11 protein-coding genes are annotated in these 13,093 nt (G+C 68.6%); 5 read left to right on the forward strand and 6 right to left on the reverse strand.

From position 1 onward, the window contains the following. Positions 1-21 precede the first annotated feature (21 nt). Complete coding sequence (gene wecB / locus ACWCHM_RS16070) at positions 22-1,296, forward strand: non-hydrolyzing UDP-N-acetylglucosamine 2-epimerase (protein WP_454223089.1); 1,275 nt, start codon at positions 22-24, stop codon at positions 1,294-1,296. 1,297 nt (positions 1,297-2,593) lie between these two features. Then, on the forward strand, positions 2,594-2,860 hold the full coding sequence (locus tag ACWCHM_RS16075) for an ATP-binding cassette domain-containing protein (protein WP_454218914.1): 267 nt from the start codon (positions 2,594-2,596) through the stop codon (positions 2,858-2,860). Positions 2,861-3,470: 610 nt separating this feature from the next. Here the strand turns inward: ACWCHM_RS16075 and ACWCHM_RS16080 are convergent. Together ACWCHM_RS16080 and ACWCHM_RS16085 are read right to left on the reverse strand one after the other, a co-directional pair. Continuing rightward, positions 3,471-4,541, reverse strand: coding sequence for an amidohydrolase family protein (locus tag ACWCHM_RS16080; protein WP_454218915.1), 1,071 nt, complete (start codon positions 4,539-4,541; stop codon positions 3,471-3,473). A 109-nt stretch (positions 4,542-4,650) separates the two neighbouring features. Continuing rightward, the gene (locus tag ACWCHM_RS16085; protein ID WP_454218916.1) at positions 4,651-5,535 is read right to left on the reverse strand and encodes a LysR substrate-binding domain-containing protein; all 885 of its coding nucleotides are present in this window, start codon (positions 5,533-5,535) and stop codon (positions 4,651-4,653) included. 186 nt (positions 5,536-5,721) lie between these two features. Here ACWCHM_RS16085 and ACWCHM_RS16090 point away from each other — a divergent pair, with 186 nt between their 5' ends. From ACWCHM_RS16090 to ACWCHM_RS16100, 3 genes are all read left to right on the forward strand, one after another. Next, the gene (locus ACWCHM_RS16090) at positions 5,722-6,612 is read left to right on the forward strand and encodes an SDR family oxidoreductase (RefSeq protein ID WP_454218917.1); all 891 of its coding nucleotides are present in this window, start codon (positions 5,722-5,724) and stop codon (positions 6,610-6,612) included. A gap of 105 nt (positions 6,613-6,717) precedes the next feature. Then, complete coding sequence (locus tag ACWCHM_RS16095; protein ID WP_454218918.1) at positions 6,718-6,846, forward strand: transposase; 129 nt, start codon at positions 6,718-6,720, stop codon at positions 6,844-6,846. A 217-nt stretch (positions 6,847-7,063) separates the two neighbouring features. Further along, entirely contained in the window at positions 7,064-7,597 is a 534-nt protein-coding gene (locus ACWCHM_RS16100) for a transposase (protein ID WP_454218919.1), read from the forward strand. Positions 7,598-7,710: 113 nt separating this feature from the next. Here ACWCHM_RS16100 and ACWCHM_RS16105 read toward each other — a convergent pair whose 3' ends face one another. From ACWCHM_RS16105 to ACWCHM_RS16120, 4 genes are all read right to left on the reverse strand, one after another. Then, positions 7,711-8,412 (reverse strand): hypothetical protein, encoded by a 702-nt coding sequence (locus tag ACWCHM_RS16105; protein ID WP_454218920.1) that lies wholly within the window; start codon positions 8,410-8,412, stop codon positions 7,711-7,713. 70 nt (positions 8,413-8,482) lie between these two features. Then, positions 8,483-9,346: an IS5 family transposase gene (locus tag ACWCHM_RS16110; protein ID WP_454218921.1), complete on the reverse strand. Its 864-nt coding sequence runs from the start codon at positions 9,344-9,346 to the stop codon at positions 8,483-8,485. A 126-nt stretch (positions 9,347-9,472) separates the two neighbouring features. Then, entirely contained in the window at positions 9,473-11,584 is a 2,112-nt protein-coding gene (locus tag ACWCHM_RS16115) for a cellulose binding domain-containing protein (RefSeq protein ID WP_454218922.1), read from the reverse strand. Positions 11,585-11,774: 190 nt separating this feature from the next. After that, positions 11,775-13,073: a cellulose binding domain-containing protein gene (locus tag ACWCHM_RS16120; protein ID WP_454218923.1), complete on the reverse strand. Its 1,299-nt coding sequence runs from the start codon at positions 13,071-13,073 to the stop codon at positions 11,775-11,777. Positions 13,074-13,093 lie beyond the last annotated feature (20 nt).

A 13,093-nucleotide genomic window follows, 5' to 3' on the forward strand; every position in this document is an offset into this window, starting at 1 on the left:
AGAGCGGACGCTCCCGAGATCATGGTCCTGGTGGGCACCCGCCCCGAGGGCGTCAAGATCGCTCCTGTGGTCCGTCTGCTCTGCCACGACCCCCGGGTCACCGCCCGGGTCGTCGACACCGGGCAGCAACCCGGCCGGGTCGTCGAGGCCCTGGCATCGTTCGGGCTGCAGCCCGACGACACCCTGACCATTCGGCGGCGAACCGGCCGCCTCGCCGAACTCGCCGCCGAGCTGACCACCGCCGTGGACCGCAGCCTCCACCGGCACCGCCCGGACGCGGTACTGGTGCACGGCGACACCACCACCGCCCTGATCGGCGCACAGGTGGCGTTCTGGAACCAGATCCCCGTGGTGCACCTGGAGGCCGGACTACGCAGCCACGACCGCGGCCACCCATTCCCCGAGGAGGCCAACCGGGCGATGGTGGCGCGCTGCGTCGACCTGCATCTGGCGCCAACACCCACCGCACGTCGCAACCTGCTCGCCGAGGGACTTCCCGCACACCAGGTCGTGGTCACCGGCAACACCGTCGTGGACGCCCTACACACCCTGCTGCGTCACGGCGTCGCCCAAGCGCCATCCTGGGTGCACCCGCAACGTCGACTGGCCGTGGCCACCGTGCACCGCAGGGAGAACTGGGGCCGTGGCATCACCGACATTCTCGGTGCTCTCGCCCACGTCGCCACCGTCCACCCCGACCTAGACCTCGCCCTGGTGAACCATCCGAACCCGAAGCTGGCCGCACAGGTTCAAGCCGGACTCGGTCACGTCCGCAATACCCGCCTGATGCCGCCGATGCCGTACCCGGAAATGATCGGCCTGTTGCATGCCGCCGACCTGGTCATCACCGACTCCGGAGGGCTGCAGGAGGAAGCCGCCAGCCTCGGCGTACCGGTGGTGGTCACCCGAGAGACCACCGAACGACCGGAAATCCTGGACCACGGTCTCGGTGAGCTCGTCGGTACCGACCCCGACCGGATCATCGACGCGGTCACCCGACGCCTGACCGGACCGCGAGGCGCCCCAGCGGCCTCTCCCTTCGGCGACGGCCGCGCAGCCGAGCGTTGCGTGCACGCCATCGCCCGACTCCTCGGCATCAGCGCACTCCCACCGGTCGGTGGCAACGCGCGCTACCGGCTGGCATCACCGGGCCGACAAGCTGATCGTCGACCTCGTCTACCCCAGCCGCATCAGTCCACGCTCGGCGACGGGACTGGCGGGGGCGGCGCGAGCGGTCAGCGACAGATCCCCGAACGTCTCGATGAACGAGCCGCTGAGGGTCCCGTCGGGAGCTGACCACCTCATGCTGATCAAGTCGAGACGCATGTCAGCAAGGGGAGGCTCCGCTGTGCGATCGTCTCGATCACCCCCGAACAGACGGGAGCAGATCGCCTGTAGCGGCGGGCGATGGTGAGTGCTGTTCGGTGCTGGTCATCGCGTCCACGCAGCTCGGAAACTCCAGCGAGGAGGTCACCGGCACCTGCTACATCGCCGAACCCGTCCAGGCCCGGGCGTCTCCGACATCCTCGAACGGCTCGGCACCCACCGCCAGCGCCGTTCCACACCGACAACACCCAACGATGCACATGGATGACAGAACCTGACCGCCCACCCCGGTGAACGGGGGGTTTTCGGGGGGTGGCTCAAATCTCCATAGAAGAAAGTCGAAGCCCTGACCAGCGTTCCCGCTGGTCAGGGCTTTTGCCTGTCGGGACGGCCGGATTCGAACCGACGACCCCTTGTTACGGAACGTAGCCATCCCGGCCATGTCGTTGGCTGTCAAAAGTAGGCGTTGAGCTGCGCAGACATGAGCAGGCAATGATCGCCACTTGTCACTGATTGTCAACCGCTAGCGGGGGTTTTCGAGGGGTAAACGGGGGGCCGACAGGACGTCGCCAGGTCCGCCGCGTCCCGCTCCCCATCAGCTGAACACCCGTCACAAGGAACGTTGCGCCCCCATCCATCGCGGCACACTTGGCCGAAGCGTGGGGTTCGTGTCGGTGGGTGATCGATACTGTGGCCCCACCATCGCCTTGCGCAGACGATGATGTGATGATCGACTGTCGTCCGTAGCTGCGCTGACAACAGGTGCCGCGACCTTCCGGCTAACCGCCCGGGCAACCCAAGAGGTGGCCTCACGAGCATGGCTTCACTCGCTAGTGCGGCCACGGACTCGAACCCCGAACCCGCGGTTACCGAAAGTAGCGACTCCAACACTGTCGCCGTCTGTCGAGAATTGGCACTGAGCTGCCCAGACATGCCCACGCAATGATCGCTTCCTGTCACTGCTTGTCACCCACCGATGTAGGTTTTCGGGGGGTAAAAGCGGGGTGGCCGACAGCGCGTTGCCATGATCCATCGGCCCCCCTGCTCGGGGTCGGGAACCATCGACACATCGACGACCAGCGTCCACCCTCATCGCGACCCGTCTGTCCGCCCCGGCGCGACGCCGGTCATCGGCCCCGAGGAGTGATCAGTGATGAGTCGCCGTAACGACGAGGCGTCGATGCGGGCTGGGGTGCCGACGGGCGCTTCATACTGCCTTCTCTGCGGTTGTTGTTCTGATTCGAGCGGTTGCGGAACGGTCTGCGGCATGCTCGGTCCGGACGGTGCGGGGAAGACCACCGCGGTGCGCATCCTGGCGACCTTGTCCGATCCCGATGCCGGTCACGCCTGTATCGCCGGATACGACGTGGTCCGCGAGGCCGGCAAGGTGCGGGGGAGGATCGGGCTCGCGAGCCGGTACGCCGCCGTGGACGAGAAGCTCACCGGGCGCGGCAATCCTACGCATGTTCGGGCGCTTCGGCGCTTATGGGCAGCCAGGGCAACCAAGATTGCGAAGCCAAAGGAATACATCTAGGTCTCCACGGCCGATCAGGCCGTCCTGCTGGCCGCCGTTTTGAGCTGTATCGACCGTATTGTACAGCTCAGTGTCGTTCAAAAAGCAGAGCGCCGCTTCTCGGACATAGTTGGGAAAGTGAATTCGTCCGGTGTCGTTCGCGACCGCCCACAGATCCTGGCGATTCAACAGACCGTCACCCGATCCGACCTGCACGGTTTCGATCGCATCGAAATTGTCTCGCACGACCGTGGAAGAATGGGTTATAGTCGTGCAATTCTCTTGCGCAGCCTGAGCGCCAGCGGCATTGGCTCCCACCGTAGAAAAGGGAGCCGCAAGGATTGCCGCGAGCCCGATTCGTAGCCAGCTTCCCCTAACGTTCATAAAGGTACTCCTGTTCGATAAGATCGCGCCCGGTCGGACTCGATTCTCGTGCGGAACATAACGCCTCAAGGCGCCCTCTCGCCGCCTCATTAACTGCCAAATCAACGAGGCACGGCCGCATCCCTCGCCGACGATGAGCCCGACCGTGGCGCGCTAGGCGTAGTAGGTGACCATGGAGTGGGCCGCCGAACCACCGGCGGCGGCCCGGAACCGGGTCATCGGGGTTCTCGCCACACGGTTGGCCGGGTCATCTCGCCGGCCTGGTGGCGGTCGAAGCGATTGGTCGTGGTGGTACGCCTCCCGGACAGTTCGTCCCCCGGTAGCCCGGTGGCGATGGGTGGGCCGTCGTCCACTGTGGTGTCGCTGGTGATCTCGGCTGTCGAGGTGGGTGCCTAGCGACCGTTCGATCCGCGCGGCGGGAGGCGGCGGTCGTCCGGCGCAGGGTGCGCGGTGCCGGCCATCCCATCACCCGGCGGGCGGTGCCGCCGAGCAGCGCCACCTTGTCAGTGGCGGAGAGCCTGGTGGTGTCGCGGAGGAAGTGCAGGCCCTCGGCGTACGAGTGCTGGCGCGGGTGGTCGGGGACGGGGGCGAGCCCCGGCAGCCGCCCGGCCACCCGGTGCTGGTCGGTGCCCCACAGGCAGCGGTCCACGCCGAAGGCGTCGAGGACCCGGCCGAGGAACGGCCAGACGTCCGCATACGGGTAGGGCTCGGCGGACAGGGTCGGCACGCCGGACAGCTTGACCAGCACGTTGGGCAGGCCGGCCAGCGCCAGCAACCGGTCGAGGTCGCGCCACGGCGGGTCGGTGACCGGAAGGTATGGCGGCTGGTTGAGGCCGAGGTGATCGACGATCAGGGTCGTGGCCGGGTGGGCCCGGGCCGTCCCGGCGAGATCATCCAGACTGTCGCCGCCGCTGCCGAGGTAGCAGACGGACAGGTCGTGCTCCCCTGCCGCCTTCAGCAGATCGTCGTAGCCGCCGTCGCGCAGCCGTGCCGCGTGCTGCGGCGAGAACAAGGTGCTGATCCGCAGGCCGACGACGCCGGTCCGGTGCCGGGCCCAGGCCACCTGGTCGGTGATGTCGGGAGCGGTCTCGTCCAGGGTCAGCACCGCCGCCAGTCGGTCCGGGTGGGCCGCCGCTGCTGCCTCGCAGGACTCCGCCGGAGCGATGCCCGGAGCGCTGATCAGCACGGCGGCGTCCACCCCAGCCGCGTCAATCTGCCCGAGCAGCAGTTCGGTCTGCAGGTCCAGCAGTGATGGGGGCCCGTACGTCCAGGCCCGCCACGGGGTGGGGAGATGGAGGTGTGTGTCGATGATGTCCATGCGCCGGCTTGTCCTTCCTGACAACTCGCCGTTCACGATGCGGCGCGCGGGCCGTCCCCGGCTAATGCCAAATGCGGAACGGGCCATACGGTTCCCGTATCGAAGCAGGTCACGGCCCGGTCAGCTGGCGTCGGGCCGCCTTGCTGAACTCGTCCAGCAGACGCGACCGATCACCGGATCGGGTGGCGAGCACCACGTGGCCGGGGGCGACGCCCTCCAGCGCCACCGTGGTCAGGTCCGGGCGCAGACCGCGGAGGCCGCCGGGCACGATAGCCACCGCCTGACCGGAGGCGACGAGTTCCAGCTTGTCCTCGGCTGCCACCACGAGCGGGCCACCGGGCGCTGGCCGTCCGTCCGGCCGGGGGTCGATCCGCCAGTACGCGTTCCAGGCCGCATCGGGCACCCGTGGCAGCGGCTCGTCGGCGATGTCGTCGAGCGTGACGGATTCCTTGCCGGCCAGGCGGTGATCCAGGGCCACGGCCAGGACCCGCGGTTCGTCGTAGAGGATCGTCACATGCAGGCCGTCGGTGGCCAGCGGGAGGCGGGTGATCAGCGCGTCCACCCGGTGCTCCAGGAGCGCCTCCCGGGCCCGTCCCCAGTGCAGATGGACCGCCTGCACGTCGGCGTCCGGGTTCCGGTGGCTCACACTACGCACGGCCGGGGTGACGATCAGGTCGGCCGTGTAGCCGACGGTGAGCCGATGCGGTTGCGCGGCGGCCCGGGTACGCGCCGCCGCCTGAGCGGCCGATCGCAACAGCGCCCGGGCCTCCGGCAGGAACACCTCGCCCGCCTCGGTGAGGTGGCTGCCCTTGGCGGTGCGCTCCAGCAGACGGACACCGATCTGGTGTTCGAGATTGCGGACCTGGCGGCTCAGGGACGGCTGGGTGATGTGCAGCAGGGCGGCGGCGCGGGCGAAGTGCCGCTGCTCGGCCACGACGGTGAAGTAGCGGACCAGCCGCAGGTCGAGATCGATGGCGAGCCGTCCGTCAGACATGCCTCAACCGTATCCACCGCACGGTCGTCGGCCGCCACCCGATACGGCGCTCAACAGCGGACATGCCTGATCCGTATCGCCGGATACGAATCAGGCCTTGGACCCCCGACGCCGGCCCGATCCATCCTGGGCAGCATCGGCCCGGCATTCCGCCGAGCCGGCGAGTTCCTTCCCGAAGGGCGCACCATGCTTGTCTTCGTCACCGGCGCGACCGGATTCATCGGCACCGCGGTCGTTCGTGACCTGCTCGACACCGGGCACCAGGTGTTGGGGCTGGCGCGATCCGAGGCGTCGGCCGCGGCGCTCACCGCCGCCGGAGCCCGGGTGCACCGTGGCTCGTTGGACGACGTGGCGAGCCTGCGTGCCGGTGCCGCGGCGGCCGACGGCGTCATCCACACCGCGTTCATCCACGACTTCACCGACTTCGGTGCCGCCATCGCGGCCGACCTGCGCGCCGTCGAAGCACTGGGGGACGCGCTCGTGGGCTCGGACCGGCCGCTGGTCGTCACCTCCGGCACCACCCTGCTCACTCCCGGCCGGGTCAGCACCGAGGACGACGCCGCCGGTGCGGCGTTTCCCCGTGGCCGCGCCGAGAAAGCCACCCTGGCCCTGGCCGAGCGGGGCGTACGCGCCTCGGTGCTCCGGCTGCCCCCCAGCGTGCACGGCGTCGGGGACACCCACGGGTTCCTCCCCCGGCTGATCGACATCGCGCGGGTCAAGGGCTTCTCCGCGTACGCGGACGACGGCGCCACCCGTTGGGCGGCCGTGCACCGCCTCGACGCGGCGGACCTGTTCCGCCGCGCCGTGGAGTCGGCGACGGCCGGAAGTCGCCTGCACGGCGTCGGCGACGAGGGTGTGCCCTTCCGGGACATCGCCGAGGTCATCGGGCGGCGGCTCGGGGTTCCCGTCACCTCCGTCCCCGCCGGGGACGCCGGTGGGCACTTCGGCTTCCTCGGGCCGGTCGCCGCCAATGACACCGCCGCCTCCAGCCTCGTCACCCGCAAGCTGCTGGGCTGGAAGCCGGTGAATGCGGGACTCCTCGACGACCTGGACGAGGGCCACTACTTCAACCGCTGATCCGCGACGGCACCCTCGCGCAGGGTGCCACCTGAACGGGTCTGCTGCACCGATAGGTGACATCTGAGATGGCTTGCCCCGCGGGCAGGCTGGAAGGATGTCGCTGTGCCCAAGCCCTACCCCCGAGAGTTCCGCGATGGCGTCGTGCGGGTCGCTCGTGACCGCGAGCCAGGCGTGACGGTCGAGCAGATCGCCAAGGACTTCGGCGTGCACCCGATGACCTTGTTCAAGTAGCTGCGCCAGGCCGACGTTGACGCCGGCGCCGCGCCTGGGACGGCCGGCAGCGAGTCGGCCGAGCTGCGCGAGGCGCGCAAGCGGATCAGGTTGTTGGAGCAGGAGAACGAGGTCCTGCGCCGGGCCGCTGCCTACCTGTCGCAGGCGCATCTGCCGGGAAAGGGATCTACCCGCTCGTGAGCGAGCTGGCCGCCGACGGAATCCCCGTGGCGGTGACGTGCCGGGTATTAAGATCGCTCGTCAGCCTTACTACCGGTGGCTGGCCCGCCCCGTCACCAACGCCGATGAGGTGGCGGCTTGCCGGGCCAACGCGTTTTTCGACGCCCACCGCGACGATCCGGAGTTCGGCTACCGGTTCCTCGTCGACGAGGCCCGCGACGCCGGGCAGCCCATGGCCGATCGCACCGCGTGGCGGATCTGCTCCGGCAACGGCTGGTGGAGCGCCTTCGGCAAGCGCAAGCGTCGCGGTAAGGGCGGCAAGCCAGGCCCACCCGTGCACGACGACCTGGTCCAGCGGCACTTCACCGCCGACGGCCCGAACCGGCTGTGGCTGGCCGACATCACCGAGCACCACACCGCCGAGGGCAAGCTCTACCTCTGCGCGATCAAGTACGTCTGGTCCCACCGCATCGTCGGCTACTCCATTGACTCACGAATGAAGTCCCGCCTCTCCGTCGCCGCACTGGACAACGCCGCCGCCAGACGCGGTGACCTGGCCGGCTGCATCCTGCACACCGACCGCGCCTCTTAGCTAGCTGCTGGCCCGGTGACGCCGCATTTAGGTGTCGATCGCGTCGGCAGAAGGGCTGGCGTCTGCCCCCCCCCCCCCCCCCCGCTCGGTGCGGGGGGCAGACAGACAGCAGCTCAGCGCCACAGTGCTGCGTCGCCGAAGTTGGCGGGTTCGGTCTCGCCGCCGGCACCAACGGTGTCGGTGGTGGTGATGGTGATGGTGGCGTCGGGCAGCCCGGCGGATCGGGCCGTGATGGTCGTGGTGCCGGCGTAGTAGGAGCGGAATTCGATGGCCGCCTTACCGTCGAAGGTTTGGGTGCCCGGGTTGAAGGTGTACGACTTGCCGCCGGGAAGGATGCCGGGACCGCTGGTGACGGTCAACGTGACGGCGCGGGTGTTGTTGACCCACGCGCCCGAGGCGTTGCGCATCGTCACCACGAGTTGGGTGTCTGTGGTGCCGTCGTTGGTGATCGTGGTCTGGGCGTACCGTCCGGGCTCCAGGGTCATCCGGGTCGCGGTCCCGCTCGTGGACTGCTCGCGGGCGACCGGTGTGGGGTCGGCGAGGTTGGCGCTGCCGGACCACCGTGCCTTGTTGGCCCGGTACCAGTACCACTGGTTCTTCGGCAGCCGGTAGAAGTCGATTATGCCCATCCGGGCGAAGCTGGCGTCCATGATCGTGCCGTGGTCGAAGCCCGCCCAGATGGCCAGTCCCGCGCTGCCGGTGGTGAGCTTGAACCGGGTGCCGTCGGTCGGGTCCTTGACGTCGCCGTACGTCGGGTCGTAGGTGCCGGGCCGGTCGGAGGTGTACGACCCGTACTCGGAGACGACATTCGGCATCCAAATGTTGGTGATCTTTCCACCGTCACCGTTGTACCCGGCGATGTCGCAGACTGAGAGGACGTCTGATTCACGTATTTTGTGTGTTTTGTGGTTGTGGGGGTTCTCGCCAGGTTGGGGTGGTTTCGGTGGTGAGGCGTTTGGCGAGGTTGTCGATCATGGCGAGGGTGATCATGCTGGCGGAGTTGTCGGGTCGGGTTTCGTAGTCGCGGACGAGTCGGCGGTGGTGCATGAGCCAGCCGATGGTGCGTTCGACGACCCATCGGCGTTTGACGACGCTGAAGCCCTTGATTTGTGGGTCTTTGGTGACGATCTCGACGTCGACGCCGAGGTGTGCGCCGTGTTCGATGACGCGGTTTTTGAAGCCGGCGTCGACCCAGGTTTTGGTGAGGGTGGGGTAGGTGGTGGTGGCCTGGTCGAGTAGGTCCATGCCGATGGTGTTGTCGCTGGCGCTGGCGGCGCAGACGGTGACGGCGAGGAGGAGGCCGAGGGTGTCGGTGATGATGCCGCGTTTGCGGCCGACGATCTTCTTGCCGGCGTCGGTGCCCTGTGTGGACAGTGGCACGTTGGTGGAGGTCTTGACGCTCTGGCTGTCCATGATGGATGCGGTGGGTGTGGTGGTGCGGCCGTGGTGGTCGCGGACGAGGCCGGTGAGTTGGTAGTTGAGTGCGGTGAAGATGCCTTCTTTGCTCCAGGCGGCGAAGTAGCCGTAGACCGTGGCGTGGGGTGGGAAGTCGTGGGGTAGGTAGCGCCAGGCGATGCCGGTGCGGTTGACGTAGAGGATCGCGTTGAAGATGTCGCGGAGGTTGTGGGTGGGGGTGCGGCCGCTGACGCCGGCGTCGGTGCGGGCTTGTCGCCAGGCGGTCAGCCGGGGTGCGATCAGGGCCCACCGGGCGTCGGACAGGTCGGACGGGTAGGGGCGTCGTGCGGTCATGCGTCAGGCGTACGGTGTCGGGGCGACGGCTGGGCGGACGCCATGTCCGCCTATGCGGGGATGAATGTGAAACAGACACGATCCCGGGGTGGAATGCACTGAAGTCGGGCAGGTCTGCGTCCGCCGTTATGCGCTCTTACTGGACTGGTTCGGACATATCGCGCTACCGATATCCAAACATGAATCGGCCACTACTGCCCCGAACGCGAAACAAACGTCCAGTGAGATTTGGTCGAGTGCGCTGCGTTGCACGCCGCCCATCCCGGCCTTGCGAGTCGGGTCGAGCTGGTGGGAGTAGTCGCGCATCCGGCTCACGAGGGCCTTGGCCTTACTCAGGGTGCTCGATGCGGTGAAGAACACCTCGTTGCCCATGGACCAGTTGATGATCGAGGGATGGTTGCGGTTGACCCTGATCATGTCGCGTAGGCCGTCCAGGGCGCTCTGTTCGAAGGTGGCCTGGTCGGTCGCCTTCTGCGGGTACCCGTCCGCCAGGTAGTCGCTGTACCGGCCGGCGGGGGTGGGTTCGCGACCTGCGGTCGCAGTGGCCCAGAAGGTGCTCTCCGACCAGAGCATCAGACCGAGTCGGTCGGTGGCGTCGGCGAAGGACGGGTCGTGGGGATAGTGCGAGCCCCGGACGAAGTTCATGCCGGCCTCGCGGAGGTAGCGCACGTCGCGGTCGAAGCCCGAGTTGGTGACGGCGTTGCTCCACCCACCGTGGTCCTGGTGATCGTTCGCGCCGAACAGCAGGGTCTTCGTGCCGTTGAGGTAGAAGCCGTCGACCTTCCACTGTGCGCTGCGGAAGCCGAACGTGGTGCGGTAGGTGTCGGATACCATGCCGCTGCCGATCACCCCGTCCGCCGTGGTATCGGTGACGAGCGAGGTGGTCACGGTGTAGAGCGCCGGATTGTTCGGTGCCCACAGGTCGAGTCCCTGCAGCATGGCGGCGGTGTTCGACAGGGTGCCGCTGAGCGCGTCGAGGGTCGTCGAGGTCGCCGCGCCGAGGGTCCGCACCGGGGAGCTGAAGGTCGCCAGCATGGTGTCCGAGCCCTGCCGGCGTACCTCCTGGCGGGCGTAGACGTCGATGGGCGAGGCGTTGTCGTTGCGTACCTCGGCCTGCACCCGGACGTTGGAACGGCGGGCGGCGAGGTTCGTCCGCAGGTCGGTCTCGCTCGGATACTGCGACAGGTCGATGTTGCGGTAGTAGGCGGCGTTGCTCGTGTCCCAGGTCGGGTTGGTCAGCGCGGGCGTGGTGACGAAGGTGCCGTACCAGGCGACGTGGACGTTGTTCGTGACGTTCAGGAAGACGTCCCGGTAGATGCCGCCGCTGAACTGGTGGTCACCGGTGCGCGGGGCCAGGTCCGCCCGCCAACCGTTGTCCACCCGCACGGCGATCACGTTGTCGCCCGGGCGCAGCGCGTTGGTGATGTCGACGGTGAACCCGGTGAAGCCACCACGGTGGGTGCCGGACCTGGTTCCGTTGACCCACACGTCAGTGACCGAGAACGAGCCCTCGAACTCGATCTCGACCCGTCGGCCGCTCCACGACGGGGGGACGGTCAGGTGCCGGCGGTACCAGCCGACACCGACGTGGAAGGACTGCCCGTTGGTCGTGCCGCCCACGTCGTAGGGGGCGTCGAAGTCGTGCGGCAATGCCACCGGCACCCAGGAGACGTCGTTGAGGTCGGGGTTCTGGGCTCCGGACACGTCGGCACGGATGAACCTCCAGCTCCGGTTGAGGTTGATCTTCTCCCGTACGCCCGATCCGTCCGGTGGGGTAGTCGGGGACGGAGTGGTCGGGGTCGGGGTGGGCGTGGCCGGTGTCGTCGGTGGGGTGGGCGTGGCGACCCCACCGGTGCACACGATCCCGTTCAGGGTGAACGCCGTGGGTACGGGATTGCTGCCAGGCGCCGAGCCGTTCAAGCCGAAGCCCGCGTTCGCGCCGGTGGGGATCGCCGCGTTGTAGCTCACGTTGGTGACGGTGACCTGAGTTCCGGACTGGCTGACCGTCCCGTTCCACAGCTGTGTGACCGCCTGTCCGGCGGCGTACGACCAGGACAACCGCCACCCGTCGATCGGATCACCGAGGTTGGTGACGGTGACCGCCGCGCCGAAGCCGCCCGGCCAGGAACTGGTGACCGTGTAGTCGACCCGGCAGCCCGCGGCGGCCTGAGCGGCGGTCGCCACCAGCCCGCCCGTGCCCGCCAGCACGGCGGCGAGGACGAGACTTCTGACCTTCATGCTGCCTCCTCAAGGGGTCGGGCATACGTCGAGTACCGCCGCGGTGGCCAGCGCGCCGGCGATGGACGAACGTCGGGTCATGACGCGACTCCGCTGCCGGGGGTGCGATCTCTGCTCGGGCGGCTGCGTTCGGGACACCGGCGAGGTCGCGGGCGGGCCGCCTGGTGGCCCGCCCGCGACTGCTATGCGGCTATCTGGTGCAGGTCATGCCGTTGAGGGTGAACTTCGTCGGTGCGGCGGCGTTGCCGGTGTGGTTGGCTTGGAAGCCAATGCTGACGGAGGCGCCGGAGGCGATGGTCTGGTTGTAGCTGACGTTGCGGGCGGTGACCTGGCCGGTGGTGGGCGTGTAGGTGGCGTTCCATCCGGAGGTGATGGTCTGCCCGCCGGGCAGGGTGAAGACCAGCGACCAGCCGTTGACCGGGGTGGGGCCGGTGTTGGTGACGGTGAGGTCCTCGGTCAGGCCGGTGCTCCACGCGTTCACCGTCGCGGTGACCGCGCAGGCCCCGCCGGTCGGCGGTGGGGTGGTCGGTGCGGGCGTGGTCGGTGCGGGCGTGGTCGACGCGAACTGGGTGAAGAATCGCCATGTCTCGGCCGGCAGCCAGGTGCGGGTGCCGCTGTCGCCGGGTGCGCCGTCCTGGGGGGCGGCGATGTGGCCCTCGTCGAAGGCCGCCCACACCACCGGGTATCCGGCCCGGCAGCCCGAGTAGGTGGTGCTGCGGTGGGTGAGGCTGCCCTGGGTTGGCTCGGGTGGGTTCTGCGTGGTGCAGCCGTTGTTGCGGACGAACCGGTCGCGCAGCGTACGCCCGCCGGCGATGTTCAGGACGCCGTCGCGGATGCCGTGCGCGCCGAAGTAGGCGATCGGTTGGGTGCCGCCGCTGCAGCCGCTGAGCTGCCCGCCGGAGTAGACCGCCACGGCCCGGAAGACGGTGGGCCGGGCGCAGGCGACGGCGTAGCTCATCGCGCCGCCGTAGCTGAAGCCGAGGGCGAACCGCTGGGTGGTGTCCACGCACAGGCCGGCCTCGACCCGGTTGAGGATGTTGTCGACGAAGGTGATGTCCTCGCCGCCGGCGTTGCCCCAACCGTTGTTCAGCCCCTGCGGCGCGATGAAGATGGTGCTGTTGTTCGCCAGTCGTTGCAGCCCGTAGTAGGACCAGACGTCGCGCTGCACGGTCTGGCCGGTGGCGACGTCGGTGGCGGTGCCGCCGACCCAGTGGAAGCCGAGCACCAGCCGGTACTGCCGGTTGGCGTCGTAGCCGTCGGGCACCCGCAGGATGAAGCTGCGGTTCTTGCCGTTGCTGGTGATGGTGTGGGTGCCGCTGGCCAGGGTCGGGGCCTTCCCGCAGCCGGCCGTCGCGGCCGTCGTCCCGGCGTCCGCGGCGCGGGCGGAGGCGCCCAGGCCGCCGCTGACCATCGCGGTGCCCAGGCCCAGGGCCAGGGCCAGCAGCATCGCCGCGGCTACCGACCCGGGTCTCGATCTGCGTCCTGTCATCAGGTGTCTCCTCGTGGGTG

It is taken from the genome of Micromonospora sp. SCSIO 07396 (genome assembly GCF_053667945.1).

Bases quoted from the DNA above. Each gene is read 5' to 3' on its own strand.
- ACWCHM_RS16120 (WP_454218923.1), bottom strand. From the start codon at position 13,073: ATGACAGGACGCAGATCGAGACCCGGGTCGGTAGCCGCGGCGATGCTG.
- ACWCHM_RS16090 (WP_454218917.1), top strand. From the start codon at position 5,722: ATGCTTGTCTTCGTCACCGGCGCGACCGGATTCATCGGCACCGCGGTC.
- ACWCHM_RS16085 (WP_454218916.1), bottom strand. From the start codon at position 5,535: ATGTCTGACGGACGGCTCGCCATCGATCTCGACCTGCGGCTGGTCCGC.
- ACWCHM_RS16075 (WP_454218914.1), top strand. From the start codon at position 2,594: ATGCTCGGTCCGGACGGTGCGGGGAAGACCACCGCGGTGCGCATCCTG.
- ACWCHM_RS16080 (WP_454218915.1), bottom strand. From the start codon at position 4,541: ATGGACATCATCGACACACACCTCCATCTCCCCACCCCGTGGCGGGCC.
- ACWCHM_RS16115 (WP_454218922.1), bottom strand. From the start codon at position 11,584: ATGAAGGTCAGAAGTCTCGTCCTCGCCGCCGTGCTGGCGGGCACGGGC.
- ACWCHM_RS16105 (WP_454218920.1), bottom strand. From the start codon at position 8,412: ATGCCGAATGTCGTCTCCGAGTACGGGTCGTACACCTCCGACCGGCCC.
- wecB (WP_454223089.1), top strand. From the start codon at position 22: ATGGTCCTGGTGGGCACCCGCCCCGAGGGCGTCAAGATCGCTCCTGTG.
- ACWCHM_RS16110 (WP_454218921.1), bottom strand. From the start codon at position 9,346: ATGACCGCACGACGCCCCTACCCGTCCGACCTGTCCGACGCCCGGTGG.